The organism is Stenotrophomonas sp. BR163 (assembly GCF_047520985.2).
GTDB classification, from domain to species: domain Bacteria; phylum Pseudomonadota; class Gammaproteobacteria; order Xanthomonadales; family Xanthomonadaceae; genus Stenotrophomonas; species Stenotrophomonas sepilia.
Genome location: NZ_JAXBRE020000026.1, coordinates 1 through 23,684 on the forward strand (window position 1 = coordinate 1; position 23,684 = coordinate 23,684).

A 23,684-nucleotide genomic window follows, 5' to 3' on the forward strand; every position below is an offset into this window, starting at 1 on the left:
GATGGCGCCATCCATGGCGCCATCGAGCCCCCATGGATGGGTTTACGGCGTGTCCTGACCACCCACACCATCCCGCCACCCCACGGAATGCCGCTTCGGCTTTTGCCGTTGCCGTTGATTGCAGCAGGTGCAGGGCTGCAAGCCCTGCCGAAAAATCCTTACCGCACTTGCTCCTGCTTGCGCACGATCGCCATCGCGATCTCCAGCGACTGCTCGTAGTTCAACCGCGGGTCCACCGTCGAACGATACGCACGCTCCAGGTCGCGCTCGGTCAGTTCGCGCGCGCCGCCGATGCACTCGGTCACGTCCTCGCCGGTCAGTTCCAGGTGCACACCGCCCAGGCGCGTACCCGCGGCCGCATGCAGATCGAACGACATCTCCACCTCGCCACGCACGTTGTCGAAGCGGCGTGTCTTGAAACCGTTGGCGGTGCTTTCGGTATTGCCATGCATCGCATCGCACACCCACAGCACGCGGCGACCATCACGCTTGACCGCGTCCAGCAGCGGCGGCAGTTTCTCGGCGATCTGCGTTGCGCCCATCCGGTGGATGAAGCTCAGGCGGCCCGGCTCGTCATGTGGGTTGAGCACATCGATCAGGCGCAGCAGCTGGTCCGGCGTCACCGACGGACCCACCTTGATCGCAATCGGATTGCGCACGCCACGCAGGTACTCCACGTGCGCGCCATCGAGCGCGGCCGTGCGCATGCCGATCCACGGGTAATGCGTGCTCAGGTTCAACCAGCCCTGCTGGCGCGGCACCTGGCGGGTCAACGCCTGCTCGTAGGGCAGCAGCAGGGCTTCGTGCGACGTGTAGAAGTCGATGCGGTTGAGGTTGTGCACGCGGGCCCCGGCCAGGGTCTCCATGAAGTGCACCGCATCGCCGATCGAGGCCACCATCTTCTGGTACTCGGCCGCCAGCGGCGAGTGGCTTACCCACTCCAGATTCCAGTATTCGGGGTGGTGCAGGTCGGCGAAACCGCCGTCGATCAGCGCACGCACGAAGTTCATCGTCATCGCCGAATGCGCGTGGGCCTGCAGCATCCGCTTCGGGTCCGGCAGGCGCGCCGCTTCGGTGAACGCCGGTGCGTTGATCACATCACCGCGGTAGCTGGGCAGGGTCACGCCGTCGCGGGTCTCGGTGTCGGCCGAGCGCGGCTTGGCGTACTGGCCGGCGAAGCGGCCCACGCGGATCACCGGCTGGCGCAGGCCGTGCACCAGCACCAAGCTCATCTGCAGCAGTACCTTCAGGCGGTTGGAGATGGTGCCCGATTCGCAGTCGCTGAAGTTCTCGGCGCAGTCGCCGCCCTGCAGCAGGAAGCGCTTGCCTTCCTGGGCCTCGGCCAGCTGCTGCTTCAACGCCAGGATCTCCCACGAGGTGACCAGCGGCGGCAGCCGCTTCAGCTCGTGCAGAGCGGCGTCCAGTGCCACCGGGTCGGGATAGGTCGGCATCTGCAGCGCGGTCTTGCCACGCCAGCTCTCCGGCGACCAGGCAGCGCCAGCGGTGGTCGCGGCGGGATCTGAGACGGGCGGAACGGCGGACAGGCTCATTGCAGACTTCCGGGATGGGGGGCGGTCATGGTCGCAGAGCCAGCCGCCGACGCAAAGGCCCATCCCCACCGCCCCGGCCACCTGAACGACAGGGAAAGACCAACGCCAGCAGCCAGATCCAGCATGGCCAGCCGCACGGGATAGGTGCATGATTTGTTACGGAGTAACACTTCCACGTCATGGACCGGCCCCTTCCACACCCAGCCGCCCCCTCTCTCACCATGAAGCCCTCACCCCTCGCTACCGGCATTGCCTTCGCCCTGGCCTTGGCCAGCCTGCCCGCCTTCGCCGCAACGACCGACGACACCTCTTCCTCCGTCAAGGATCTGGACGCAGTCACCGTCCACGCCCAGCTCGACCAGGCCCGCAACGCGCTGTCGCCGGACATCGGCAGCAGCCAGTACCAGATCACCGCCGAGGACATCCAGAAGCAGCCGCTGGGTGCCTCCGCGCCGCTCAGCCAGGTACTGCTGCAGGCCCCGGGCGTGGTCCAGGATTCCTATGGCGGCGTGCACGTGCGCGGCGACCACGCCAATCTGCAGTACCGCATCAATGGCGTGCTGCTGCCCGAATCGATCTCCGGCTTCGGCCAGACACTGGATGCCCGCACCATCAAGAGCATCCGCCTGATGGATGGCGCGCTTCCGGCGCAGTTCGGCGAGCGCACCGCTGCAGTGGTCGACATCACCACCCGCAATGGCGCCGAGCTCGGCAATGGCGGCAGCGCCGGTCTGACCGCAGGCTCGTTCGGCAAGATCAATCCGAATGCCTCGTGGTGGGGCAACCAGGGGCGATGGAGCTGGTTCCTGACTGGCAACTACGACCAGAACGAGGTTGGCCTGGAGAACCCGACCCGCTCGCGCAAGCCGCTGCACGACGACACCCACCAAGGCAAAGCGTTCGCTGACCTCACCTACCTGGTCAACGAGAACACGCGCCTGAGCGTGTTCGCCGGCTTCGCCAACAATCGCTTCCAGATCCCGGTCAACCCCGGGCAGACCCCGCAGTTCGGTTACCTGGACACCACCACCTTCGACTCCAGCCAGCTGGATGAAACCCAGCGCGAGACCACCCGCTTCGGCATGCTGGTGCTGCAGGGCGCGCTGGGCAGCACCGCCTACCAGCTGTCAGCCGGGCAGCGCTACAGCGATGTGGCGTTCAACCCGGATGTCATCGGCGACCTGGTATTCAGTGGCGTCGCCTCGCAGGTGCAGCGCAGCAACCGCGCCAACACGCTGCAGGCCGATTTCTCCACCCCGCTGGGCAGCGACCACACGCTGCGCTATGGCCTGTACGGCAATTACGAGAACGCGCGTGCGAACAACAGCAGCTGGGTGTTTCCGGTCGATGACGCCGGCCAGCAATCCAGCACCACGCCGCTGCTGATACCTGACCACAGTGCCTTCCATGCCGGCACGCTGGCGTTGTACGTGCAGGATGAATGGAAGATCGGCGACGACTGGACCGTCAACTACGGCCTGCGCGGAGATCGCTACAAGGCCTTTGGCCACACCGAGGGCCAGCTCAGCCCCCGCGTGGGCGTGGCCTGGAATGCCAGCGACAGCACCACCGTGCATGCCGGCTATTCGCGTTACTTCACGCCACCGGCCAGTGAGCTGATCGCCAGCAGCGACATCGCGCTGTACGACGGCACCACCAACCAGCAACCCAGCGGCGGCAACAACACGCCACTGGCCGAGCGCAGCGACTACTACGACATCGGCGTGTCGCAGCAGGTGGGCGACCACCTGACCCTGGGCCTGGATGCCTATGACCGACGCGTCGCGCGCCTGCAGGACGAAGGCCAGTTCGGTGCCGCCTACATCTACTCGACGTTCAACTACCGCCGCGGCCATATCCATGGCCTGGAGTTCAGTGCCGACTACAGCGACGGTCCGTTCAGCGCTTACGTCAACGCGGCGTACAACAAGGCCATCGGCACCCAGGTCATCACCGGCCAGTACAACCTCGATCCGGACGCGCTGGCCTATGTGGCCAACCATTGGATCCACCTCGACCACGACCAGAAGCTGACCTCATCGGGTGGCTTCAGCTACGCCTTTGCCGGACACAACCGGGTCGGCGCCAACTACGTGTTCGGTAGCGGCCTGCGTTCGGACATCGAGGGCGTGCCCAACGGCGGCGAGCTGCCGTCCTACCTGCAGGTGAACCTCAGCGCCGGGCATGACTTCAATGCCGGCAGCGGCCATCCGCTGCATGTGCAGCTGGCGGTCATCAATGCATTGGACCGCAGCTACCAACTGCGCGATGGCGGTGGCGTCGGCGTGTTCGCCCCGCAGTGGGGACCGCGCCGTGGCGCCTACCTGAGCCTGCAGCAGGATTTCTGAGGTAGTGCCGGCCGCTGGCCGGCAATCCCACGGTATGCCGGCCAGCGGCCGGCACTACCCAGTAGAGCCACGCCATGCGTGGCCACGTTCAGCGCTTGACCTTGCGCAGCGACACCACCAACGCCCACAGCGCCAGCAGCACGAACCACACGCCCGACCACATCGGCATGGTCAGGCCCAGGAACGTCCAGTCGATATTGCCGCAGTTGCCGGTACCGGTCAGCACCGTGCGGAACACTTCCAGCGGCCCCATGGTCTCGCGCAGGAAGCTCAGCGGCGGGCCGCAGGTCGCCCCCATCTCCGGTGGCAGCATCTGCACGTAGACGTGGCGCGCAGCGATGCCTACGCCGACCGCGGCGGCAATGAAGGCGAGCACGCCGTAGGTTGCCCGGCCAGGACGGTTGGAGGGCCCGTGCAGTGCACCGATCAGGAACAGCAGGCCCAGCGCGGCGAACGCCAGCCGCTGGAAGATGCACAGCGGGCACGGTTCCAGGCCCATCTTCAGCTGCAGGAAGATCGCGTAGCCCAGCAGGCCCGCGCAGATCAGGAAGCCCAGAAGGAACTGGGCGCGGAAGGGCCAGCGCAGTGGATTCATCGTCAACGCTCGAATGGATCAAGGCGCCAAGCGTAACCGAGAGTGCGCGCCATTCGAACCGCCACAGGTGACGCCTGTCGGAACGGTGCGGGTCAGATCCCGCAGAAACGCAAAAGCCCGGCAAAGGCCGGGCTTTCGCTGTGTCGCGTTGGAGCGGTCCGATTACTCGGCCACTTCCTCGGCCACGACCGGACGGTCAACCAGCTCGACGTAGGCCATCGGCGCGTTGTCGCCGGCGCGGAAGCCGCACTTCAGCAGGCGCAGGTAGCCGCCCGGACGGTTCGCGTAGCGCGGGCCCAGGATGGTGAACAGGTTGCCGACGGCTTCGTTGTCGCGCAGGCGGGCGAAGGCCAGACGGCGGTTGGCGACGGAGTCGACCTTGGCCAGCGTGATCAGCGGCTCGGCAACGCGGCGCAGTTCCTTGGCCTTCGGCAGGGTGGTCTTGATCAGCTCGTGCTTGAACAGCGAGGCGGCCATGTTCTTGAACATCGCTTCGCGGTGGGCGCTGGTGCGGCTGAACTTACGGCCAGACTTCTGGTGACGCATGGTGATATTCCTTGGTTAATGATGAGGCTGTGCGGATCGTTGTCGCCATCCTGGCGTTGCTGCGCGGACTGCGGATGGTCCTGGCCGCCCGTCCTGGACGACCTGCCCGCGAACCTGGGGTTCGTCGTGGCATGTTGTGTTGCGTTGAAGGCCCCACCGCGAACGGTGGAGCCTTCAGGCATTGCCGATATCAGCCCAGCATGCCGTGGCTGGCGACGCCGGCCGGCGGCCAGTTCTCCAGCTTCATGCCGAGCGACAGGCCGCGCTGAGCCAGCACTTCCTTGATCTCGGTGAGCGACTTCTTGCCCAGGTTCGGGGTCTTCAGCAGCTCCACTTCGGTCTTCTGGATCAGATCGCCGATGTAGTAGATGCTTTCAGCCTTCAGGCAGTTGGCCGAACGCACGGTCAGCTCCAGATCGTCGATCGGGCGCAGCAGCACCGGATCCACGCCGTTGTTGGCCGGCTTGGCCGCACCGCGGTCGCGGTGGGTGAAGTCACCGAACACCGACAGCTGGTCGCTGAGGATGTCGGCGGCGGTGCGCACGGCTTCCTCGGCATCGATGGTGCCGTTGGTCTCGATATCGATGACCAGCTTGTCCAGGTCGGTGCGCTGTTCGACACGCGCCGCTTCCACGGCATAGGCGACACGGCGGACCGGCGAGAACGAGGCATCCAGGACCAGGCGGCCGATGGCACGGGTTTCTTCGTCCGGACGACGACGCGCGGCAGCCGGCTGGTAGCCGAAACCACGTTCGATCTTCAGACGCATGTTGATTGCCGTGTCCTTGGTCAGGTGGCAGATCACATGGTCGCCGTTCAGGATCTCCACATTGTGGTCGACCTTGATGTCGGCAGCGGTGACAACGCCCGGGCCCTGCTTGGACAGGGACAGGGTGGCGCTGTCGCCGGAGTGCATACGGATGGCCACATCCTTCAGGTTGAGCAGGACTTCGAGCACGTCCTCCTGCAGACCTTCGACCGTGGTGTACTCATGCAACACGCCGTCGATTTCGACTTCCGTGATGGCGAAGCCCGGGATGGACGACAGCAGCACGCGACGCAGGGCGTTGCCCAGCGTATGCCCGTAACCCCGCTCCAAAGGTTCGATAACGACCTTTGCACGGGTGTCGGTAAGGCGTTCGATCTGCGGACCGCGAGGACGCAGAACCTGGTTGGCGGTAACCGTCATGTTGCGGGTTCTCCTAGTGAACCCCCGGCCGTCGCCGGGGGCTCTCCAATGTGAATTACTTCGAATACAGCTCGACGATCAGCGCTTCGTTGATGTCCGCAGGCAGATCCGAACGATCCGGAACAGCCTTGAAGATGCCGGTGAACTTGCCGGAATCCACTTCAACCCACGACGGGCTCAGGTCATGCTGGGCGGCGACGGTCAGGGCTTCCTGGACGCGCAGCTGCTTGGCAGCCTTTTCGGACAGAGCGATGGCGTCGCCAGCCTTGACCTGGTACGAAGCCAGGTTGACCGACTTGCCATTCACGGTGACGCCGCGGTGCGACACCAGCTGACGGGCAGCCGGACGGGTCACGGCGAAGCCCATGCGGTAGACGACGTTGTCCAGGCGGGTTTCCAGCAGCTGCAGCAGGTTCTCGCCGGTGTTGCCCTTCTTGGTCGAGGCCTTCTTGTAGTAGTTGCGGAACTGACGCTCCAGCAGGCCGTAGATACGCTTGACCTTCTGCTTTTCACGCAGCTGGGTGGCGTAGTCGGACAGCTTGCCCTTGCGGGCAGTGGCGCCGTGCTGGCCGGGCTTCTGCTCCAGCTTGCACTTGGAGTCCAGCGCACGCGCCGGGCTCTTCAGGGACAGGTCGGCGCCTTCGCGGCGGGCGAGCTTACAGGTAGGACCGATATAACGAGCCATTTCTTATCGCTCCCTTTAGACGCGACGCTTCTTCGGCGGACGGCACCCGTTGTGCGGGATGGGCGTCACGTCGATGATGTTGGTGATCTTGTAGCCGACGTTGTTCAGCGAACGCACGGCCGACTCACGGCCCGGACCCGGGCCCTTGATGCGGACTTCCAGCGACTTCACGCCGTAGTCCAGCGCAGCACGACCGGCCTTTTCAGCAGCCACCTGGGCAGCGAACGGGGTCGACTTGCGCGAACCGCGGAAGCCAGCGCCACCGGAGGTCGCCCACGACAGAGCGTTGCCCTGGCGGTCGGTGATGGTGACGATGGTGTTGTTGAACGAAGCGTGGACGTGGGCAACGCCGTCGGTGACGACGCGCTTGATCTTCTTCTTGGTCTTAGCAGCGGGCTTAGCCATTTCTCAGTCCCTTACTTCTTGATCGCCTTGCGCGGACCCTTGCGGGTGCGGGCGTTGGTACGGGTGCGCTGGCCACGCAGCGGGAGGCCACGACGGTGACGCAGGCCGCGGTAGCAGCCCAGGTCCATCAGGCGCTTGATCGCGATGCCGATCTCACGGCGCAGATCGCCTTCCACGATGTACTTGCCGACTTCGGCGCGCAGGCGCTCGATTTCCGGCTCCGACAGATCGCGGATCTTGGTGGTCGAAGCAACGCCTGCGACTTCGCAGACCTTCTTCGAACGGGTACGGCCGATGCCGTAAATGCTTTGCAACCCGACCCAGACGTGCTTCTGGGCTGGCAGGTTGACGCCTGCAATACGCGCCATGACGCGGTTCTCCAGCTGAGTGATGGCCGACAGCGCGCCTCGGGCACGCCAATCCGGCAGGATGGATCAAAAAAGTGAACTAGCGATACTAACAAGGTTCCGGTTTACATGGAAGCCCGTGAAACCATTGGTTTCATGAACCCGGCCTGGGGAGTGTGCCCAGGCTCCGGCGCCGGATGGGGTTGGACCTGGGGTTTCCCCCGGGGCCGCCCGCGCTACTCCAGCGCGGGACCACCTCATCACACCCCCACCCGGAACCGCTGCGGGGGCCGCCCTTCGTTTGTGTGGCCGGAGTCCGCGAAGCGGAGGGACCATCACGTCAGGAAGACGAAAGTATAACAGGCCTATCAGCCGCGGGCAAAACCGCCGCGGTTGCCGCCCTTCAGGTTGGCCTTCTTCAGCAGGCTCTCGTACTGGTGGGACATCAGGTGTGCCTGCACCTGGGCGATGAAGTCCATCACCACCACCACCACGATCAGCAGCGACGTGCCACCGAAGTAGAACGAGGCATTCAGCTGCGTGCGCATCAGTTCCGGCAGCAGGCAGACGATCACCAGGTAGGCCGAGCCGGCCGCGGTCAGGCGGGTCAGCACGCCGTCGATGTAGTCGGCGGTGGCCTTGCCCGGACGGATGCCCGGAATCAAAGCGCCCGACTTCTTCAGGTTGTCGGCGGTTTCCTGCGAATTGAACACCAGCGCGGTATAGAAGAACGCGAAACCGGTGATCAGCGCAGCGAACACGATCATGTGCAGCGGCTCGCCCGGGCCCAGGGCATTGGCGACCTTCTGCAGGACCTGGCCGAAGCTGCTCTGGTTGGCAGCCTGGCCGGACCACATGGCCAGGGTGGCCGGGAAGGCCAGCAGGCTCGAGGCGAAGATCGCCGGGATGACGCCGGCCATGTTGAGCTTCAGCGGCAGGAACGAGGTCTGGTTCATGTACGCGTTGCGACCGCCCTGGCGGCGCGCGTAATTGACCGTGATCCGGCGCTGGCCACGCTCCACGAACACCACGAAGAAGGTGAAGGCGAGTACGACGATGGCGATCAGCAGGAGCTGGATGAACTGGATGTTGCCGTCGCGGTAGGCGTCGAAGGTGTGGATGACCGCACCCGGCAGACCGGCGACGATACCGGCGAAGATGATCAGCGACACGCCGTTGCCGATACCGCGTTCGGTGACCTGCTCACCGACCCACATCAGGAACATGGTGCCGGCAGTCAGTGCGACCACCGCGGTGAGCACGAAGCCCATGCCGGGGGCGTACACGACCGGAGCGCCCGACGGCGAAACCTGGCCCTGCAGGGCCAGCGCGATCGAACCGCCCTGCACCACTGCCAGCAGCACGGCGCCGATGCGCGAATACTGGGTGATCTTGCGGCGGCCGGACTCACCTTCCTTCTGCATCGCCTTCAGGGCGGGGAAGATGTGCACGGCCAGCTGCATCACGATCGATGCCGAGATGTACGGCATCACGTTCAGCGCAAAGATGCTGAAACGGTGCAGGGCGCCGCCCGAGAACATGTTGAACATGTCCACGATGCCGCCGCCCTGCTGTTGCATCATGGCAAGCATGGCATCGGGATTGACGCCCGGCACCGGCACGTAGCAGCCGATGCGATAGACGATCAAAGCCCCGACGACGAACAGCAAACGTTGGCGAAGTTCAGTGAACTTGCCCATTCCGCCCGCGAGGTTACCGATGCCAGCTTGCGCCATGATTTTCTTACTCCGTTACGCTGCCGCCGGCAGCTTCGATCGCAGCCTTGGCACCAGCCGTGGCAGCAATACCCTTCAGGGTGAACGCCTTGGTCACTTCGCCCTTGACGACGACCTTGGCCTTCTTGGCAGTGCTCGGGACCAGCTTGGCAGCACGCAGGGCGGCGAAGTCGATCTCACCGGCCGGCAGCTTGTCCAGCGCGTACAGCAGCACTTCAGCGGTGTCCTTGGCGATCGGCGAACGGAAGCCGATCTTCGGCAGACGACGCTGCATGGGGGTCTGGCCGCCTTCGAAGCCAGCCTTGATCTTGCCGCCACCCTTGCGGGCGAACGAACCCTTGTGGCCGCGGCCGGCAGTCTTGCCCAGGCCCGAGCCGATACCGCGGCCGACGCGGGTGCGCTCGGTGCGGGCGCCCGGTGCCGGGCTCAGTTCATTGAGACGCAGAGTCATGGTCGATTACTCCTCAACCTGGACGAGGTACTGAACCTTGTTGATCAGGCCGCGCACCTGCGGGCTGTCCTTCAGTTCACGCACATCGTTGAGCTTGTTCAGGCCCAGGGCACGCACCGACAGGCGGTGACGCGACTGGGTGCCACGCAGGCCACGCACCAGGCGGACCTTCACAGTCTTGTTGGACTCATTAGCCATGGTTGAGTTCCTCCACCTTCTTGCCGCGCTTGGCCGCGATGCGGGCCGGCGACTGCGCAGCAGTCAGGCCCTTCACGGTGGCGCGCACCAGATTGATCGGGTTGCGCGAACCGGTGGCCTTGGCCAGCACGTTCTTCACGCCAACGGCTTCCAGCACGGCGCGCATCGCACCGCCGGCGATGACGCCAGTACCTTCCGAAGCCGGCTGCATGAACACGCGGGCTGCGCCGTGACCATCCTTGATGGTGTGCCACAGGGTGCCGTTGTTCAGGTCAACGCTGACCAGGTTCTTGCGGGCCTGTTCCATCGACTTCTGGATGGCGACCGGCACTTCGCGGGCCTTGCCATAACCGAAACCGACCTTGCCTTCGCCGTCGCCGACCACGGTCAGGGCGGTGAAGGTGAACTGGCGGCCACCCTTGACGGTCTTGCTGACGCGGTTGACCGCGACCAGCTTTTCGATCATGCCGTCGTCGATCTTCTCTTCGCGGTTACGGTCGCGATCGCGACCCCGCTGCTGACGCTCTTCTGCCATGTTGATTCCTTGGTTGTTTGGGTATGTACGGCTCGAGGCCGCTTATGGTTGTGGAGTGACGCGTTGTTCCGGTGGACCGCTGCAGAAGAGCGGCGCCGTCCAGCCTCACTCAGGCTGGCGAGCAGGCAGGCAGGAGGCCATCGGCCCCCTGCCCTTGTCCCTTAGAACTGCAGGCCGGCTTCGCGGGCGGCTTCTGCCAGGGCCTTGATGCGGCCGTGGTAGCGGTAGCCCGAACGATCGAAGGCAACCTTCTCGATGCCGGCGGCCTTGGCGCGCTCGGCAACGATGCGGCCGACCTTGGCAGCGGCATCGGCGTTCTTGCCGTTCTTCAGGCCTTCCTTGACGTCGGTCTGGGTGGTGTTGGCGGCAGCCAGCACCTTCGAACCGTCAGCGGTGAAGACCTGGGCGTACAGGTGCTGGCCGGTGCGCAGCACCGACAGGCGGGCGACGCCGAGCTCACGGATGTGGGCGCGGGTCGACTTGGCGCGACGCAGGCGGGCGATGTTCTTGTTCATGATGTTTTTTCCTTGAAAGCGGAAGCGCCTAATTAGGCCTTCTTGGCTTCCTTACGGATGATGACTTCGTCGGAGTACTTCACGCCCTTGCCCTTGTACGGCTCCGGCTTGCGGAACGCACGGATCTTGGCGGCGACTTCACCGACGACCTGCTTGTCAGCGCCCTGGACCAGGATCTCGGTCTGGGTCGGGGTGGAGATGGTGATGCCTTCCGGTGCCACGAACACGACCGGATGCGAGAAACCGAGCGACAGGCTCAGATCCTTGCCCTGCATGGCAGCACGGTAACCCACGCCGACCAGCTCCAGCTTGCGCTCGAAGCCTTCGGACACGCCCTTGACCATGTTGGCCAGGATCGCGCGCACGGTACCGGTCAGCGCGACCAGGTCGGCGCTCTCGGTGCTCAGGGTGGCAACGCCGCTGTCGACGTTGATGGCAATACCGGCCGGCTTGACCAGCGACAGGGTGCCCTTCGGGCCCTTGACGGTGATGCTTTCCGACTGGACGTTCAGTTCGACCTTACCCAGGGTGACGGGCTTCTTGGCTACGCGGGACATAGTTCTACTCCTTTCGCCTTAGGCCACGAAGCACAGGACTTCGCCGCCGACGCCCAGCTGGCGCGCCTGCGCATCAGTCATGATGCCCTTGGAGGTGGAAATGATGGAGATGCCCAGGCCATTCATGACCTTCGGCAGCTCGCTCTTGCCGCGGTACTGGCGCAGGCCCGAACGCGAGAAGCGCTTCAGGGTCGCGATGACCGGCTTGCCTTCGAAATACTTCAGCACGATTTCCAGCTCGGACTTGTTGTTTTCCAGCTGGGTCACGCGCAGGTCGGTGATGTAACCCTCGTCCTTCAGGACCTGGGCGATCGCAACCTTGATCTTGGACGACGGGGCTTTCACCGTCTGCTTGCCAACCGCAGCCGCATTCTTGATGCGGACCAGCAGGTCGGCGATGGGATCAGTCATGCTCATATGAGTACCTTTGAGTGCACCGATATCCGCTTTCGCGAAAATCTGTTGTCTCCTGGAAACGGGCCAGGTCCCTTGATGCAGCGGGCCGGGGCCCACTCCTACAACCCCGTTTGCGCAGGGCAAGACGCGGGAGTATACGCCAAAAGAGCCCGACTTGCGCCGGGCTCTTCGGGTTTTTTCGCAGAAAGGAAGCTGAACGCCTCCCTCCCCCGGTTCAGAAGCCCCCGAGGGGGCTCCTGATCGCAGGGCCGGCTGGGATTACCAGCTGGCCTTGCGCAGGCCCGGGACGTCGCCACGCATGGTGGCTTCGCGCAGCTTGTTGCGGCCGAGGCCAAACTTGCTGTACACGCCACGCGGACGACCCGACAGCTCGCAACGATTGCGCTGGCGGCTCGGCGACGAATCGCGCGGCAGCTTGGCCAGCTTGGTTGCGGCGTCGATCTTCTCTTCGTAGGTCGCGTCCACGGAGGACACGATCTTCTTCAGAGCCGCACGCTTCTCAGCGTACTTCTTGGCCAGCTTTTCCCGCTTGATGTCGCGGTTGACCATGGAGGTCTTTGCCATTTCGGTTTCCTCGACAGATCAGTTACGGAACGGGAACTTGAACGCTGCCAGCAGCGCCTTCGCTTCCGCGTCGGTCTTCGCAGTGGTGGTGATGGCGATATCCATACCGCGGATCGCGTCGACGGCGTCGAAGTCGATTTCCGGGAAGATGATCTGCTCCTTCACACCCATGTTGAAGTTGCCGCGGCCGTCGAAGGAACGACCGGAAACACCACGGAAGTCGCGCACGCGCGGCAGCGAGATGTTGATCAGGCGGTCCAGGAACTCGTACATCTTGTGGCGACGCAGCGTGGTCTTGCAGCCGATCGGCCAACCATCACGGATCTTGAACGACGCAACCGAGATACGCGACTTGGTGACAACCGGCTTCTGGCCGGAAATCTTGGTCATGTCCGCGACGGCGTTTTCCAGGATCTTCTTGTTGGTGGCAGCCTCGCCGACACCCATGTTCAGGGTGACCTTGACGAGCTTCGGTACTTCCATCGGATTGGTGTAGCCGAACTGCTTCATCAGCGCCGGCACCACTTCTTCCTTGTAGATCTTTTCGAGACGGGAAGTCATCTTCACATTCCTCAGGCGTCGAGCGCCTCACCGCTGGAGCGGAACACACGCAGTTTGCGTCCATCCTCCAGCACCTTGAAGCCAACGCGTTCGCCCTTGCCCGAAGCCGGGTTCAGCACGTTCACGTTGGAGATATGGATCGAAGCTTCGCGCTCGACCACGCCGCCGGCAACACCTGCCTGCGGATTCGGCTTGGTGTGGCGCTTGACGATGTTCACGTTGGCGACGACCACGCGGTCGCCGTCGACGCGGACGACTTCGCCCTGCTTGCCCTTGTCCTTGCCAGCGTTGACGACAACCTGGTCGCCCTTCTTGATACGGTTAGCCATGATTATCTCCTGTCGCTCACAGCACTTCGGGAGCGAGCGAGACGATCTTCATGAACTTCTCCGAACGAAGTTCACGGGTCACCGGCCCGAAGATACGGGTACCGATCGGCTCCTGCTTGTTGTTCAGCAGGACGGCAGCGTTGCCGTCGAAGCGGATCAGCGAACCGTCGGCGCGACGCACACCCTTGCGGGTACGCACCACAACGGCGTCATACACTTCACCCTTCTTGACCTTGCCGCGCGGAATCGCATCCTTCACGGTGACCTTGATGATGTCGCCGATACCGGCGTAACGGCGCTTGGAACCACCCAGCACCTTGAAGCACATCACCTGCTTGGCACCCGAATTGTCCGCGACGTCAAGGTAGCTCTGCATCTGGATCATGATTCAGACTCCTTATTCAGCCGCACGCGTGATGACTTCCACCACGCGCCAGTTCTTGGTCTTGGACATCGGAGCAATCTCGGTCACGCGGACGACGTCGCCTTCCTTGCAGGCGTTGTCGGCATCGTGGGCGTGCAGCTTGGTCGAGCGCTTGATGTACTTGCCGTACAGCGCGTGCTTGACCTGACGCTCAACCAGGACGGTAACCGTCTTGTCCATCTTGTTGCTGACGACACGGCCTTCGACCGTGCGCAGCGTCTTCTTTTCAGTATTGTCGCTCATAGCGGCCATCCTTACTTCGTGCTGCCGAGCAGGGTCTTGACGCGAGCAATCTCGCGACGGACCCGGCGAATGTCGTGGGTCTTCGGCAGCTGGCCGGTGACCTGCTGCATACGGACAGAGAACTGTTCCTTACGCAGGTCGATCAGGTGGGCCTTGAGTTCGTCAGCCGACTTTTCACGGAGAGTTTTGATATCCATCAGCGCACCGTACGGGTCACGAAAGTGGTGGTGACCGAGAGCTTGGCGGCGGCCAGGCGGAACGCCTCGCGAGCCACTTCCTCGGAAACACCCTCGATTTCATAGATCATGCGGCCGGGCTGGATCTGGGCCACCCAGTATTCCACGTTACCCTTACCCGAACCCATTCGGACTTCGATGGGCTTCTTGGTGATGGGCTTGTCGGGGAACACGCGGATCCACATCTTGCCGCCGCGCTTGACGTAGCGGCTGATCGAGCGGCGGGCCGCTTCGATCTGGCGCGCGGTCAGCTGACCGTGTGCGGTTGCCTTCAGGCCGTATTCGCCGAAGCTGACAGCGTTGGCGCTCCAGCTCAGGCCATCGTTACGGCCCTTGTGTACCTTGCGGTACTTGGTTCGCTTGGGTTGCAACATTGTCGTTACCTCGCTTCACGGGCCGGGCGCTGACGGTCACCACGGTCGCCGCGATCGTGACGATCGTTGCGCGACGGGGTGTCGTCCTGCTTTTCCTGGCCAACCTGGGAGAAATCGAAGACCTCGCCCTTGTAGATCCAGACCTTGATGCCGATGATGCCGTAGGTCGTCTTGGCTTCAGCGAAGCCATAGTCGATGTCGGCACGCAGGGTGTGCAGCGGCACGCGGCCTTCGCGGTACCACTCCGAACGGGCGATTTCTGCACCGTTGAGGCGGCCACCGACGTTGACCTTGATGCCCAGGGCACCCAGGCGCATCGCGTTGCCGACCGAGCGCTTCATTGCACGGCGGAACATGATGCGACGCTCCAGCTGCTGGGCGATCGACTCGGCAACGAGCTGCGCGTCCAGTTCCGGCTTGCGCACTTCGGTGACGTTGATGTGCGCCGGGACGCCCATCATCTCGCTCACTTCCTTGCGCAGCTTCTCGATGTCCTCACCGCGCTTGCCGATCACCACGCCCGGACGGGCGGTGTGGATCGTCACGCGAGCGGTCTTGGCCGGACGCTCGATCAGGATCTTGCTGATGCCGGCCTGAGCCAGCTTCTTGCGCAGCATGTCGCGCACTTTCAGGTCGGCTGCCAGGTAACCAGCGAACTCGGCCTTGTTGGCGTACCACTTGGAGTTCCAGTCCTTGGAAATGCCGAGGCGGATACCAATCGGATGAACTTTATGACCCATGGTCTTTTCCTTATCCGCTTACTTGGCGGCGCCCACAACCACAGTGATGTGGCTGGTGCGCTTGAGGATGCGGGTACCGCGGCCTTTCGCCCGCGCCATGAAACGCTTCAGGGTCGGACCTTCATCAACCATGATGGTCTGAACCTTCAGCTCGTCGACGTCGGCGCCCTGATTGTTCTCGGCGTTGGCAATTGCCGACTCCACCACCTTCTTGATCAGGTGGGCAGCCTTCTTGTCCGAGAACTTCAGCAGGTTGACCGCACGTTCGGCCGGCAGACCGCGCACCTGGTCAGCGACCAGACGAGCCTTCTGCGGGGAGATGCGCGCAGTGCGCAGGATGGCTTTCGCTTCCATTGTCATCTCTCCTTACTTGCCCGACTTCTTGTCACCACCGTGACCCTTGAAGGTCCGGGTGATGGCAAATTCGCCGAGCTTGTGGCCGACCATGTTCTCGTTGACGAGAACCGGGATGTGGTTCTTGCCGTTATGCACGGCAATGGTGATGCCTACCATGTCAGGCAGGATCATCGAACGGCGCGACCAGGTCTTGATCGGCTTCTTGCTGCCCGCAGCGGCCTCCACCTTCTTGACGAGGTGGTGATCGACGAACGGGCCCTTCTTGAGTGAACGTGCCATGGTCGATTAGCCCCTACGATCGCGGACGATGAACTGCTGAGTGCGCTTGTTATGGCGCGTCTTGTAACCCTTGGTCGGGACACCCCACGGGGTGACCGGATGCGGGTTACCCTGGCCGGCCTTGGCCTCACCACCACCGTGCGGGTGGTCAACCGGGTTCATGGCAGCACCACGAACGGTCGGGCGGACGCCGCGCCAACGCTTGGCACCGGCCTTGCCCAGCTTTTCCAGGCTGTGCTCGTCGTTGCCGACTTCGCCGATGGTGGCGCAGCACTCGACCGGAACCTTGCGCATTTCACCCGAGCGCAGGCGCAGGGTGGCGTAGATGCCTTCACGAGCCACCAGCTGCACGGCCGCACCGGCGGCGCGAGCGATCTGAGCGCCCTTGCCCGGCTTCAGTTCGATGCAGTGGATGGTGGTGCCGACCGGGATGTTGCGCAGCGGCAGGGTGTTGCCGGCCTTGATCGGGGCGTCCGAACCAGCGATCACCTGATCACCAGCCTTCAGGCCCTTCGGGGCGATGATGTAGCGACGCTCACCGTCGACGTAGCACAGCAGAGCGATGTGGGCGGTGCGGTTCGGATCGTATTCGATGCGTTCCACGCGCGCCGGGATGCCCAGCTTGTTGCGCTTGAAGTCGATGATGCGGTAGTGCTGCTTGGCACCACCACCGACGTGACGCACGGTGATGCGACCGTGGTGGTTACGACCACCCGAGCGGCTCTGCGACTCGACCAGCGCGGCGTGCGGAGCACCCTTGTGCAGGTCGGGGGTGACCACGCGCACGGCCGAACGGCGGCCGGGGGAGGTGGGCTTGAATTTCATCAATGGCATGGGATGTACCTCAGGCCTTGGCCGTTACATCGATCGACTGGCCGTCGGCCAGGCGAACGTACGCCTTGCGCCAATCGCCGCGGCGGCCAGCACGGTTACGGAAGGACTTGTTCTTGCCCTTGACGTTGACCACGTTGACGGCTTCGACCTTGACGTCGAACAGCTGCTCAACCGCGGCCTTTACATCGGCCTTGGTGGCTTCGTTCGAAACTTCGAAGACATACTGATTGGAGAGTTCCTGCAGGCGCGCGGTCTTTTCCGAGACACGCGGGGCACGCAGCACGCTGAAGATTTTTTCGTTGCTGTTCATGCCAGCCACTCCTCGACCTTCTTGACCGCGTCAGCGGTGATGACGACCGTGTCGGCACCCACCAGCGAGACCGGGTCCAGACCCTGCACGTCACGCACCTGCACGTACGGCAGATTGCGGGCGGACAGGTACAGGTGCTCGGACGCTTCCTCGGTGACGATCAGCGGGCGCTTGCCCACTTCCAGGCCGGCCAGCTTGGCGATCAGACCCTTCGTGCTGGTGGCTTCGACGTCGAAGGCCTCCACGATGGTCAGACGGCCCTGACGGTTCAGCTCGGACAGGATCGCGCACATGGCGGCACGGTACTGCTTGCGATTGACCTTCTGCTCGAAGCTGCGCGGCTTGGCCGCGAAGGTGACACCGCCGCCGACGAAGATCGGAGCCGTCAGTGCGCCATGACGCGCGCCGCCGCCCTTCTGCTTCTTCGACTTCTTGGTGGTACCAGCCACTTCGGAGCGAGTCTTCTGTGCCTTGGTGCCGGCGCGACCGGCGTTGCGGTAAGCAACGACGACCTGGTGGACCAGATCTTCGCTGAAATCGCGACCGAACACGGCTTCGGAGACCGAGACCTTGTTGTTGCTACCCGTGATAACGAGTTCCATCGTCATCTCTCCTTATGCCTTGCTCGCCGGACGGACGATCACATCGCCACCCGCCGCGCCCGGAACGGCGCCGCGAACCGCGATCAGACCGCGCTCGACGTCGACCTTGACCACTTCCAGGTTCTGGGTGCTCTGCTGCACCGCGCCCATGTGGCCCGACATCTTCTTGCCCGGGAAAACGCGACCCGGGGTCTGGCGCTGACCCAGCGAACCCGGCGCGCGATGCGACAGCGAGTTACCGTGGGTTGCATCGCCCATACGGAAGTTGTGGCGCTTGATGGTGCCCTGGAAGCCCTTACCCTTGGTGACACCCTGGACGTCGACGATCTGGCCGACTTCGAAGATGTCCGCCTTGACTTCGCCGCCAACGGCGAAATCGCCGAGCTGCGCGTCTTCAACGCGGAATTCCCACAGGCCACGACCCGCTTCCACCTTCGCCTTGGCGAAGTGGCCGGCTTCCGGCTTGTTGACCAGGGCAGCGCGACGCGCGCCGACGGTCACCTGCACGGCGCTGTAGCCGTCGGTTTCGACGGTCTTGATCTGCGCGATGCGGTTCGGGGTTGCTTCGATCAGGGTCACCGGGATGGAGCGGCCATCTTCAGTGAACACGCGGCTCATGCCGGCCTTGCGGCCCACGAAGCCCAACGAATACTTCTTCGTCATGGTCGTAGTCCTCAGGTCAGCTTGATCTGAACGTCGACGCCGGCAGCCAGTTCGAGCTTCATCAGCGCGTCCACGGTCTTGTCATTCGGGTCAACGATATCGAGCACGCGCTTGTGCGTGCGGGTCTCGTACTGGTCACGCGCGTCCTTGTCGACGTGCGGGGAAACGAGAACGGTGTAACGCTCGATCTTGGTCGGCAGCGGGATCGGGCCACGCACTTGCGCGCCGGTCCGCTTTGCCGTTTCAACGATCTCGCTGGCCGAACGGTCGATCAGACGATGATCGAACGCTTTCAGCCGGATCCGGATCTTTTGGTCCGCCATGGCGGTAGGTTCCTTCGTTAAAAGAGCGACAGACAAAGCCTCTGGGTTGCTTTGCCCCATGAAATTCCTGAATACGGACGGCCCGCAGTCCTGCAGGCCGCCAAGGTCAATCCGTGGACCTCAAAAACGTAGGCAGACCAGTTACCCGGCCTGCCCAGACGTAGAAGCATAATGGCACGCAAGGCAGCTGTCAACAGTCACCTGTTGACGCCGCCTGAATGGCATTGACCCTTCCTGGTCCGGGGAACACAAGGCACATCCTGTGCCTGCTTTCCCATTTGATACGCCCCGATGCCCTACCCAGGCAACATCGGGGCGCAGATACTACCAGATTACTCGATGATCTTCGAGACCACGCCGGCGCCGACGGTACGGCCACCTTCGCGGATGGCGAAGCGCAGGCCTTCGTCCATGGCCACCGGGTTGATCAGGGTGACTTCCATCTTGACGTTGTCACCCGGCATCACCATTTCGACGCCTTCCGGCAGCTTGGCGGCGCCGGTGATGTCGGTGGTGCGGAAGTAGAACTGCGGACGGTAGCCGTTGAAGAACGGGGTGTGGCGGCCGCCCTCGTCCTTCGACAGGACGTACACTTCGCCTTCGAACTTGGTGTGCGGCTTGATCGTGCCCGGCTTGGCCAGCACCTGGCCACGCTCGACGTCGTCACGCTTGGTGCCGCGCAGCAGCAGGCCAGCGTTGTCGCCTGCCTGACCCTGGTCCAGCAGCTTGCGGAACATTTCAACGCCGGTCACGGTGGTCTTCTGCACCGGACGGATGCCGACGATTTCGATTTCGTCGCCAACCTTGATCACGCCGCGCTCGATACGACCGGTCACCACGGTGCCGCGGCCCGAGATCGAGAACACGTCTTCCACCGGCATCAGGAACGGCTTGTCGATCGCACGCTCCGGCTCCGGAATCCAGCTGTCCAGCGCGTCGACCAGCTTCAGGATGGCCGGCACGCCGATGTCGCTCTGGTCGCCTTCCAGCGCCAGACGGGCCGAACCGGCGATGATCGGGGTGTCGTCGCCCGGGAACTCGTACTTGCTCAGCAGCTCGCGCACTTCCATCTCGACCAGCTCGAGCAGCTCGGCGTCGTCCACCATGTCGGCCTTGTTCAGGAACACGACGATGTACGGCACGCCGACCTGGCGCGACAGCAGGATGTGCTCACGGGTCTGCGGCATCGGGCCGTCAGCGGCCGAGCACACCAGGATCGCGCCGTCCATCTGGGCGGCACCGGTGATCATGTTCTTGACGTAGTCAGCGTGGCCCGGGCAGTCAACGTGGGCGTAGTGACGGATCGGGGATTCGTATTCGACGTGCGCGGTCGAGATCGTGATGCCACGCGCCTTTTCTTCCGGCGCGGCGTCGATCGAGGAGTAGTCCTTGAACTCGCCACCGAAGCGCTCGGCACCGATCTTGGTCAGTGCGGCGGTCAGCGTGGTCTTGCCGTGGTCGACGTGACCGATGGTGCCGACGTTGACGTGCGGCTTGGTGCGTTCGAACTTACCCTTTGCCATTGTTCTATACCTTGATTGTTCGTAAGTGGTTTCAAGAGAGGCTGAGCGAGGCTCAGCCCTTCTTCATGACGGCTTCGGCGATGTTGCTCGGAGCCGGCTCGTAGTGATCGAATTCCATGGTGAAGGTGGCGCGGCCCTGGGTCTGCGAACGCAGCGCAGTGGCGTAGCCGAACATTTCACCCAGCGGGATCATCGCGTTGATGATGCTGGCCGAACCGTCACCGGTGGTGTCGGAACCCTGCAGCACGCCGCGACGACGGCTGACGTCGCCCATCACGTCACCCTGGTAATCCTCCGGGGTCACGATCTCGACCTTCATGATCGGCTCCAGCAGCACCGGCTTGGCCTTGGCGAAGCCCTGCTTGAAGGCCATCGACGAAGCCAGCTTGAACGCCATTTCCGAGGAGTCGACGTCGTGGTACGAACCGAACACCAGCTTCACCTTGACGTCCACGACCGGGAAGCCAGCCAGCGGGCCGCTGGTGATGGTTTCGCGCAGGCCCTTCTCGACCGACGGGATGAATTCCTTCGGGATCACGCCGCCGGTGATGTCGTTGATGAACAGGAAGTCGTCCTTGATCATCGGAGCGATCTTCGGATCGGCACGGTCGGCAGCGGTGATCGGCGACAGCTCGATCACGACGTGACCGTACTGACCCTTACCACCGGACTGCTTGGCGTGCTTGTAGTCCGACTTGACGTCGGCCAGGGTGATGGTTTCGCGGTAGGCCACCTGCGGCGCGCCGACGTTGGCTTCAACGTTGAACTCGCGCTTCAGGCGGTCAACGATGATGTCCAGGTGCAGCTCGCCCATGCCCGAGATGATGGTCTGGCCGGACTCTTCGTCGGTCTTGACGCGGAACGACGGATCTTCCTGTGCCAGGCGGCCCAGGGCCAGGCCCATCTTTTCCTGGTCCGACTTGGTCTTCGGCTCGACGGCCATCGAGATCACCGGCTCCGGGAACGTCATGCGCTCCAGGATGATCGGGGCGTCCACGGCGCACAGGGTGTCACCGGTGGTGGTGTCCTTCAGGCCCACGGCAGCGGCGATGTCACCAGCCAGAACTTCCTTGATTTCCTCGCGGTTGTTCGAGTGCATCTGCAGGATGCGGCCGATGCGCTCCTTCTTGCCCTTCACCGAGTTCAGCACGGTGTCGCCACCGTTCAGGGTGCCCGAGTAGACACGGAAGAAGGTCAGCGCGCCGACGAACGGGTCGGTGATGATCTTGAAGGCCAGCGACGAGAACGGAGCCTTGTCGTCCGACTTGCGGGTCATTTCGACGGTGTCGTCGTCAACGTCCACGCCCTTCACGTCCGGCACGTCGACCGGCGACGGCAGCAGCTGGATCACGCCGTCCAGCATGGCCTGCACGCCCTTGTTCTTGAAGGCCGAGCCGCAGTACATCGGCACGATCTCGGTGGCCAGGGTGCGGGTACGCAGGGCGTTGATGATTTCAGCCTCGGCCAGCTCTTCGCCGCCCAGGTACTTCTCCATCAGCTCTTCGCTGGCTTCGGCAGCGGTCTCGACCATGAACTGGCGAGCCTCTTCAGCCGGGCCCTGCAGTTCGGCCGGGATGTCGCTGTATTCGAACTTCATGCCCTGCGAAGCTTCATCCCAGTGGATGGCCTTCATCTTCAGCAGGTCGACGACGCCCTTGAAGTTGTCCTCAGCGCCGATCGGAAGCTGCATCGGCACGGCAACCGCACCCAGCTTGGCCTTCAGCTGGCCGACGACCTTCTGGAAGTTGGCACCGGTGCGGTCCATCTTGTTGACGAACGCGATGCGCGGCACGTGGTACTTGTTTGCCTGGCGCCACACGGTTTCCGACTGCGGCTGCACGCCACCGACGGCGCACAGGACGAAGACGGCACCGTCGAGCACGCGCAGCGAACGCTCCACTTCGATGGTGAAGTCGACGTGCCCGGGGGTGTCGATGATGTTGAAGCGGTGCTCCGGCAGGGACTTGTCCATGCCCTTCCAGAACGCGGTGGTGGCAGCGGACTGGATCGTGATGCCACGCTCCTGCTCCTGCTCCATCCAGTCCATGGTGGCGGCGCCGTCGTGCACTTCACCGATCTTGTGGCTCTTGCCGGTGTAGAACAGGATGCGCTCGGACGTGGTGGTCTTGCCGGCATCGATGTGAGCCATGATGCCGAAGTTACGGTAACGCTCGATGGGAGTGGAACGGGCCACGGGAGCCTCTCAGATTTCTTGGATTTCGGATGGCCGAACGCCGCCTTTCGGCGGCCTTCGGATTGGCGCAGTCCTTCTGGGACCGCGAGGCAGCACGCACCGAAGTGGTGCTGCCCTGCCTGTTTTACAAGGCCGTCAAACTCACCAGCGGTAGTGCGCGAATGCCTTGTTGGCTTCGGCCATGCGGTGGGTTTCTTCGCGCTTCTTGATGGCGCCGCCGCGGTTTTCCGAGGCGTCGATCAGTTCAGCAGCCAGCTTCTTCGGCATGGTGTTCTCACCACGCTTGCGCGCGGAGTCGATCAGCCAGCGCATGGCCAGGGCCATCTTGCGCGACGAACGCACTTCGACCGGCACCTGGTAGGTGGCACCACCGACGCGGCGCGACTTGACTTCGACCGCCGGAGCGACGTTGTCCAGAGCCTTCTGCACCAGTTCAATGGCGTTGGCGCTGCTGTTCTTCTCGGTGATCACGTCCATGGCGCCGTACACGATCTTTTCGGCGACGGACTTCTTGCCGCTCTGCATGACCATGTTGATGAAACGGGCGATGGTTTCGCTTCCGTGCTTCGGATCGGGCAGGACGGAACGCTGCGGAGTATTACCCTTACGCGACATAGTGCTCTCTCCTTATGCCTTCGGACGCTTGGCGCCGTACTTGGAACGGGCCTGGCGACGCTTGGCAACGCCGGCGGCGTCGAGCGAGCCACGAACGGTGTGGTAACGCACACCCGGCAGGTCCTTGACGCGACCGCCGCGGATCAGGACCACGGAGTGCTCCTGCAGGTTGTGGCCTTCACCACCGATGTAGGAAATCACTTCTTCCTGGTTGGTCAGGCGGACCTTGGCAACCTTGCGCAGAGCCGAGTTCGGCTTCTTCGGAGTGGTGGTGTAGACACGGGTGCAGACGCCACGGCGCTGCGGGCACTTGTCGAGCGCCGGCGAGGCACTCTTGTAGGTGGTCGCTTGCCGCGGCTTGCGGACCAGCTGGTTGATCGTCGCCATCAGTAGGTTCTTCTGATTGGTGGCCGGAAAATCCGGCCAGAGATGCGGAAAT

General features: G+C 63.5%; 34 protein-coding genes. 1 reads left to right on the forward strand and 33 read right to left on the reverse strand.

Annotation, left to right across the window (positions count from 1 at the left end; genetic code table 11):
• Positions 1-158: 158 nt before the first annotated feature.
• A complete protein-coding gene (locus tag ACM0PY_RS17205) occupies positions 159-1,550 on the reverse strand; it encodes a class II 3-deoxy-7-phosphoheptulonate synthase (protein ID WP_061480555.1) in 1,392 nt (463 codons plus the stop codon).
• A 221-nt stretch (positions 1,551-1,771) separates the two neighbouring features.
• Here ACM0PY_RS17205 and ACM0PY_RS17210 point away from each other — a divergent pair, with 221 nt between their 5' ends.
• Positions 1,772-3,898, forward strand: coding sequence for a TonB-dependent receptor (locus tag ACM0PY_RS17210; RefSeq protein WP_134971650.1), 2,127 nt, complete (start codon positions 1,772-1,774; stop codon positions 3,896-3,898).
• Positions 3,899-3,986: 88 nt separating this feature from the next.
• Here the strand turns inward: ACM0PY_RS17210 and ACM0PY_RS17215 are convergent, their stop codons facing one another.
• The 32 genes from ACM0PY_RS17215 to rpsL form a co-directional block, all read right to left on the reverse strand.
• A complete protein-coding gene (locus tag ACM0PY_RS17215) occupies positions 3,987-4,493 on the reverse strand; it encodes a disulfide bond formation protein B (protein WP_111201470.1) in 507 nt (168 codons plus the stop codon).
• Positions 4,494-4,655: 162 nt separating this feature from the next.
• Entirely contained in the window at positions 4,656-5,039 is a 384-nt protein-coding gene (gene rplQ / locus ACM0PY_RS17220) for a 50S ribosomal protein L17 (RefSeq protein WP_005408217.1), read from the reverse strand.
• Between the two features lie 190 nt (positions 5,040-5,229).
• On the reverse strand, positions 5,230-6,228 hold the full coding sequence (locus ACM0PY_RS17225) for a DNA-directed RNA polymerase subunit alpha (protein ID WP_005408216.1): 999 nt from the start codon (positions 6,226-6,228) through the stop codon (positions 5,230-5,232).
• Positions 6,229-6,283: 55 nt separating this feature from the next.
• Complete coding sequence (gene rpsD, locus ACM0PY_RS17230) at positions 6,284-6,913, reverse strand: 30S ribosomal protein S4 (protein WP_004145446.1); 630 nt, start codon at positions 6,911-6,913, stop codon at positions 6,284-6,286.
• 15 nt (positions 6,914-6,928) lie between these two features.
• Positions 6,929-7,318 (reverse strand): 30S ribosomal protein S11, encoded by a 390-nt coding sequence (rpsK, locus tag ACM0PY_RS17235; protein ID WP_004145443.1) that lies wholly within the window; start codon positions 7,316-7,318, stop codon positions 6,929-6,931.
• Positions 7,319-7,329: 11 nt separating this feature from the next.
• On the reverse strand, positions 7,330-7,686 hold the full coding sequence (gene rpsM / locus ACM0PY_RS17240; RefSeq protein ID WP_004154500.1) for a 30S ribosomal protein S13: 357 nt from the start codon (positions 7,684-7,686) through the stop codon (positions 7,330-7,332).
• 347 nt (positions 7,687-8,033) lie between these two features.
• Positions 8,034-9,401 (reverse strand): preprotein translocase subunit SecY, encoded by a 1,368-nt coding sequence (gene secY / locus ACM0PY_RS17245; RefSeq protein WP_005415420.1) that lies wholly within the window; start codon positions 9,399-9,401, stop codon positions 8,034-8,036.
• 7 nt (positions 9,402-9,408) lie between these two features.
• On the reverse strand, positions 9,409-9,852 hold the full coding sequence (gene rplO / locus ACM0PY_RS17250; protein ID WP_004154498.1) for a 50S ribosomal protein L15: 444 nt from the start codon (positions 9,850-9,852) through the stop codon (positions 9,409-9,411).
• 6 nt (positions 9,853-9,858) lie between these two features.
• Positions 9,859-10,050: a 50S ribosomal protein L30 gene (rpmD, locus tag ACM0PY_RS17255; protein ID WP_005408214.1), complete on the reverse strand. Its 192-nt coding sequence runs from the start codon at positions 10,048-10,050 to the stop codon at positions 9,859-9,861.
• A complete protein-coding gene (gene rpsE, locus ACM0PY_RS17260; RefSeq protein ID WP_005415419.1) occupies positions 10,043-10,585 on the reverse strand; it encodes a 30S ribosomal protein S5 in 543 nt (180 codons plus the stop codon). The genes rpmD and rpsE overlap by 8 nt, the downstream gene beginning before the upstream one ends.
• 161 nt (positions 10,586-10,746) lie before the next feature.
• Complete coding sequence (rplR, locus tag ACM0PY_RS17265; RefSeq protein WP_004154495.1) at positions 10,747-11,100, reverse strand: 50S ribosomal protein L18; 354 nt, start codon at positions 11,098-11,100, stop codon at positions 10,747-10,749.
• Between the two features lie 32 nt (positions 11,101-11,132).
• Positions 11,133-11,657, reverse strand: coding sequence for a 50S ribosomal protein L6 (rplF, locus tag ACM0PY_RS17270; protein WP_049416175.1), 525 nt, complete (start codon positions 11,655-11,657; stop codon positions 11,133-11,135).
• An 18-nt stretch (positions 11,658-11,675) separates the two neighbouring features.
• Positions 11,676-12,074 carry a 30S ribosomal protein S8 gene (gene rpsH / locus ACM0PY_RS17275; protein ID WP_005408210.1) on the reverse strand — a complete coding sequence of 133 codons (399 nt, stop codon included), beginning with the start codon at positions 12,072-12,074 and terminating at the stop codon, positions 11,676-11,678.
• 258 nt (positions 12,075-12,332) lie between these two features.
• Positions 12,333-12,638, reverse strand: coding sequence for a 30S ribosomal protein S14 (gene rpsN / locus ACM0PY_RS17280; protein ID WP_005408209.1), 306 nt, complete (start codon positions 12,636-12,638; stop codon positions 12,333-12,335).
• An 18-nt stretch (positions 12,639-12,656) separates the two neighbouring features.
• Positions 12,657-13,199: a 50S ribosomal protein L5 gene (gene rplE / locus ACM0PY_RS17285; RefSeq protein ID WP_005415416.1), complete on the reverse strand. Its 543-nt coding sequence runs from the start codon at positions 13,197-13,199 to the stop codon at positions 12,657-12,659.
• Positions 13,200-13,210: 11 nt separating this feature from the next.
• Positions 13,211-13,528, reverse strand: coding sequence for a 50S ribosomal protein L24 (gene rplX / locus ACM0PY_RS17290; protein WP_004154490.1), 318 nt, complete (start codon positions 13,526-13,528; stop codon positions 13,211-13,213).
• 16 nt (positions 13,529-13,544) lie between these two features.
• Positions 13,545-13,913 carry a 50S ribosomal protein L14 gene (gene rplN / locus ACM0PY_RS17295; RefSeq protein WP_010483978.1) on the reverse strand — a complete coding sequence of 123 codons (369 nt, stop codon included), beginning with the start codon at positions 13,911-13,913 and terminating at the stop codon, positions 13,545-13,547.
• Positions 13,914-13,925: 12 nt separating this feature from the next.
• Entirely contained in the window at positions 13,926-14,195 is a 270-nt protein-coding gene (gene rpsQ / locus ACM0PY_RS17300; RefSeq protein WP_004154489.1) for a 30S ribosomal protein S17, read from the reverse strand.
• Positions 14,196-14,206: 11 nt separating this feature from the next.
• Positions 14,207-14,392 carry a 50S ribosomal protein L29 gene (gene rpmC, locus ACM0PY_RS17305; RefSeq protein WP_004154487.1) on the reverse strand — a complete coding sequence of 62 codons (186 nt, stop codon included), beginning with the start codon at positions 14,390-14,392 and terminating at the stop codon, positions 14,207-14,209.
• On the reverse strand, positions 14,392-14,805 hold the full coding sequence (gene rplP, locus ACM0PY_RS17310; protein ID WP_004154486.1) for a 50S ribosomal protein L16: 414 nt from the start codon (positions 14,803-14,805) through the stop codon (positions 14,392-14,394). Before rplP ends, rpmC begins: the two co-directional genes overlap by 1 nt.
• Positions 14,806-14,810: 5 nt before the next feature.
• Positions 14,811-15,545, reverse strand: coding sequence for a 30S ribosomal protein S3 (rpsC, locus tag ACM0PY_RS17315; protein ID WP_005415414.1), 735 nt, complete (start codon positions 15,543-15,545; stop codon positions 14,811-14,813).
• A gap of 18 nt (positions 15,546-15,563) precedes the next feature.
• The gene (gene rplV / locus ACM0PY_RS17320) at positions 15,564-15,899 is read right to left on the reverse strand and encodes a 50S ribosomal protein L22 (RefSeq protein WP_004145348.1); all 336 of its coding nucleotides are present in this window, start codon (positions 15,897-15,899) and stop codon (positions 15,564-15,566) included.
• A 12-nt stretch (positions 15,900-15,911) separates the two neighbouring features.
• On the reverse strand, positions 15,912-16,181 hold the full coding sequence (gene rpsS / locus ACM0PY_RS17325) for a 30S ribosomal protein S19 (protein ID WP_005415413.1): 270 nt from the start codon (positions 16,179-16,181) through the stop codon (positions 15,912-15,914).
• Positions 16,182-16,187: 6 nt separating this feature from the next.
• The gene (gene rplB / locus ACM0PY_RS17330) at positions 16,188-17,015 is read right to left on the reverse strand and encodes a 50S ribosomal protein L2 (RefSeq protein WP_004145339.1); all 828 of its coding nucleotides are present in this window, start codon (positions 17,013-17,015) and stop codon (positions 16,188-16,190) included.
• Positions 17,016-17,025: 10 nt separating this feature from the next.
• Positions 17,026-17,325, reverse strand: a complete 300-nt coding sequence (gene rplW, locus ACM0PY_RS17335) for a 50S ribosomal protein L23 (protein ID WP_004145338.1) — start codon at positions 17,323-17,325, stop codon at positions 17,026-17,028.
• Positions 17,322-17,927, reverse strand: a complete 606-nt coding sequence (rplD, locus tag ACM0PY_RS17340; RefSeq protein WP_005415412.1) for a 50S ribosomal protein L4 — start codon at positions 17,925-17,927, stop codon at positions 17,322-17,324. Before rplD ends, rplW begins: the two co-directional genes overlap by 4 nt.
• A gap of 12 nt (positions 17,928-17,939) precedes the next feature.
• Positions 17,940-18,590, reverse strand: a complete 651-nt coding sequence (rplC, locus tag ACM0PY_RS17345; protein WP_004145336.1) for a 50S ribosomal protein L3 — start codon at positions 18,588-18,590, stop codon at positions 17,940-17,942.
• An 11-nt stretch (positions 18,591-18,601) separates the two neighbouring features.
• Entirely contained in the window at positions 18,602-18,913 is a 312-nt protein-coding gene (gene rpsJ, locus ACM0PY_RS17350; RefSeq protein ID WP_005408208.1) for a 30S ribosomal protein S10, read from the reverse strand.
• A 332-nt stretch (positions 18,914-19,245) separates the two neighbouring features.
• Positions 19,246-20,436, reverse strand: coding sequence for an elongation factor Tu (gene tuf / locus ACM0PY_RS17355; protein ID WP_049416993.1), 1,191 nt, complete (start codon positions 20,434-20,436; stop codon positions 19,246-19,248).
• Between the two features lie 52 nt (positions 20,437-20,488).
• The gene (fusA, locus tag ACM0PY_RS17360) at positions 20,489-22,630 is read right to left on the reverse strand and encodes an elongation factor G (protein ID WP_072167920.1); all 2,142 of its coding nucleotides are present in this window, start codon (positions 22,628-22,630) and stop codon (positions 20,489-20,491) included.
• Positions 22,631-22,771: 141 nt separating this feature from the next.
• A complete protein-coding gene (gene rpsG / locus ACM0PY_RS17365; protein ID WP_004145321.1) occupies positions 22,772-23,245 on the reverse strand; it encodes a 30S ribosomal protein S7 in 474 nt (157 codons plus the stop codon).
• A gap of 12 nt (positions 23,246-23,257) precedes the next feature.
• Positions 23,258-23,632: a 30S ribosomal protein S12 gene (gene rpsL / locus ACM0PY_RS17370; protein WP_004145320.1), complete on the reverse strand. Its 375-nt coding sequence runs from the start codon at positions 23,630-23,632 to the stop codon at positions 23,258-23,260.
• Between the last annotated feature and the right edge of the window lie 52 nt (positions 23,633-23,684).

Coding starts and splice junctions, on each gene's coding strand:
- ACM0PY_RS17205 (WP_061480555.1), bottom strand. CDS start 1,550: ATGAGCCTGTCCGCCGTTCCGCCCGTCTCAGATCCCGCCGCGACCACC.
- ACM0PY_RS17210 (WP_134971650.1), top strand. CDS start 1,772: ATGAAGCCCTCACCCCTCGCTACCGGCATTGCCTTCGCCCTGGCCTTG.
- ACM0PY_RS17215 (WP_111201470.1), bottom strand. CDS start 4,493: ATGAATCCACTGCGCTGGCCCTTCCGCGCCCAGTTCCTTCTGGGCTTC.
- rplQ (WP_005408217.1), bottom strand. CDS start 5,039: ATGCGTCACCAGAAGTCTGGCCGTAAGTTCAGCCGCACCAGCGCCCAC.
- ACM0PY_RS17225 (WP_005408216.1), bottom strand. CDS start 6,228: ATGACGGTTACCGCCAACCAGGTTCTGCGTCCTCGCGGTCCGCAGATC.
- rpsD (WP_004145446.1), bottom strand. CDS start 6,913: ATGGCTCGTTATATCGGTCCTACCTGTAAGCTCGCCCGCCGCGAAGGC.
- rpsK (WP_004145443.1), bottom strand. CDS start 7,318: ATGGCTAAGCCCGCTGCTAAGACCAAGAAGAAGATCAAGCGCGTCGTC.
- rpsM (WP_004154500.1), bottom strand. CDS start 7,686: ATGGCGCGTATTGCAGGCGTCAACCTGCCAGCCCAGAAGCACGTCTGG.
- secY (WP_005415420.1), bottom strand. CDS start 9,401: ATGGCGCAAGCTGGCATCGGTAACCTCGCGGGCGGAATGGGCAAGTTC.
- rplO (WP_004154498.1), bottom strand. CDS start 9,852: ATGACTCTGCGTCTCAATGAACTGAGCCCGGCACCGGGCGCCCGCACC.
- rpmD (WP_005408214.1), bottom strand. CDS start 10,050: ATGGCTAATGAGTCCAACAAGACTGTGAAGGTCCGCCTGGTGCGTGGC.
- rpsE (WP_005415419.1), bottom strand. CDS start 10,585: ATGGCAGAAGAGCGTCAGCAGCGGGGTCGCGATCGCGACCGTAACCGC.
- rplR (WP_004154495.1), bottom strand. CDS start 11,100: ATGAACAAGAACATCGCCCGCCTGCGTCGCGCCAAGTCGACCCGCGCC.
- rplF (WP_049416175.1), bottom strand. CDS start 11,657: ATGTCCCGCGTAGCCAAGAAGCCCGTCACCCTGGGTAAGGTCGAACTG.
- rpsH (WP_005408210.1), bottom strand. CDS start 12,074: ATGAGCATGACTGATCCCATCGCCGACCTGCTGGTCCGCATCAAGAAT.
- rpsN (WP_005408209.1), bottom strand. CDS start 12,638: ATGGCAAAGACCTCCATGGTCAACCGCGACATCAAGCGGGAAAAGCTG.
- rplE (WP_005415416.1), bottom strand. CDS start 13,199: ATGACTTCCCGTCTCGAAAAGATCTACAAGGAAGAAGTGGTGCCGGCG.
- rplX (WP_004154490.1), bottom strand. CDS start 13,528: ATGGCTAACCGTATCAAGAAGGGCGACCAGGTTGTCGTCAACGCTGGC.
- rplN (WP_010483978.1), bottom strand. CDS start 13,913: ATGATCCAGATGCAGAGCTACCTTGACGTCGCGGACAATTCGGGTGCC.
- rpsQ (WP_004154489.1), bottom strand. CDS start 14,195: ATGAGCGACAATACTGAAAAGAAGACGCTGCGCACGGTCGAAGGCCGT.
- rpmC (WP_004154487.1), bottom strand. CDS start 14,392: ATGGATATCAAAACTCTCCGTGAAAAGTCGGCTGACGAACTCAAGGCC.
- rplP (WP_004154486.1), bottom strand. CDS start 14,805: ATGTTGCAACCCAAGCGAACCAAGTACCGCAAGGTACACAAGGGCCGT.
- rpsC (WP_005415414.1), bottom strand. CDS start 15,545: ATGGGTCATAAAGTTCATCCGATTGGTATCCGCCTCGGCATTTCCAAG.
- rplV (WP_004145348.1), bottom strand. CDS start 15,899: ATGGAAGCGAAAGCCATCCTGCGCACTGCGCGCATCTCCCCGCAGAAG.
- rpsS (WP_005415413.1), bottom strand. CDS start 16,181: ATGGCACGTTCACTCAAGAAGGGCCCGTTCGTCGATCACCACCTCGTC.
- rplB (WP_004145339.1), bottom strand. CDS start 17,015: ATGCCATTGATGAAATTCAAGCCCACCTCCCCCGGCCGCCGTTCGGCC.
- rplW (WP_004145338.1), bottom strand. CDS start 17,325: ATGAACAGCAACGAAAAAATCTTCAGCGTGCTGCGTGCCCCGCGTGTC.
- rplD (WP_005415412.1), bottom strand. CDS start 17,927: ATGGAACTCGTTATCACGGGTAGCAACAACAAGGTCTCGGTCTCCGAA.
- rplC (WP_004145336.1), bottom strand. CDS start 18,590: ATGACGAAGAAGTATTCGTTGGGCTTCGTGGGCCGCAAGGCCGGCATG.
- rpsJ (WP_005408208.1), bottom strand. CDS start 18,913: ATGGCGGACCAAAAGATCCGGATCCGGCTGAAAGCGTTCGATCATCGT.
- tuf (WP_049416993.1), bottom strand. CDS start 20,436: ATGGCAAAGGGTAAGTTCGAACGCACCAAGCCGCACGTCAACGTCGGC.
- rpsG (WP_004145321.1), bottom strand. CDS start 23,245: ATGTCGCGTAAGGGTAATACTCCGCAGCGTTCCGTCCTGCCCGATCCG.
- rpsL (WP_004145320.1), bottom strand. CDS start 23,632: ATGGCGACGATCAACCAGCTGGTCCGCAAGCCGCGGCAAGCGACCACC.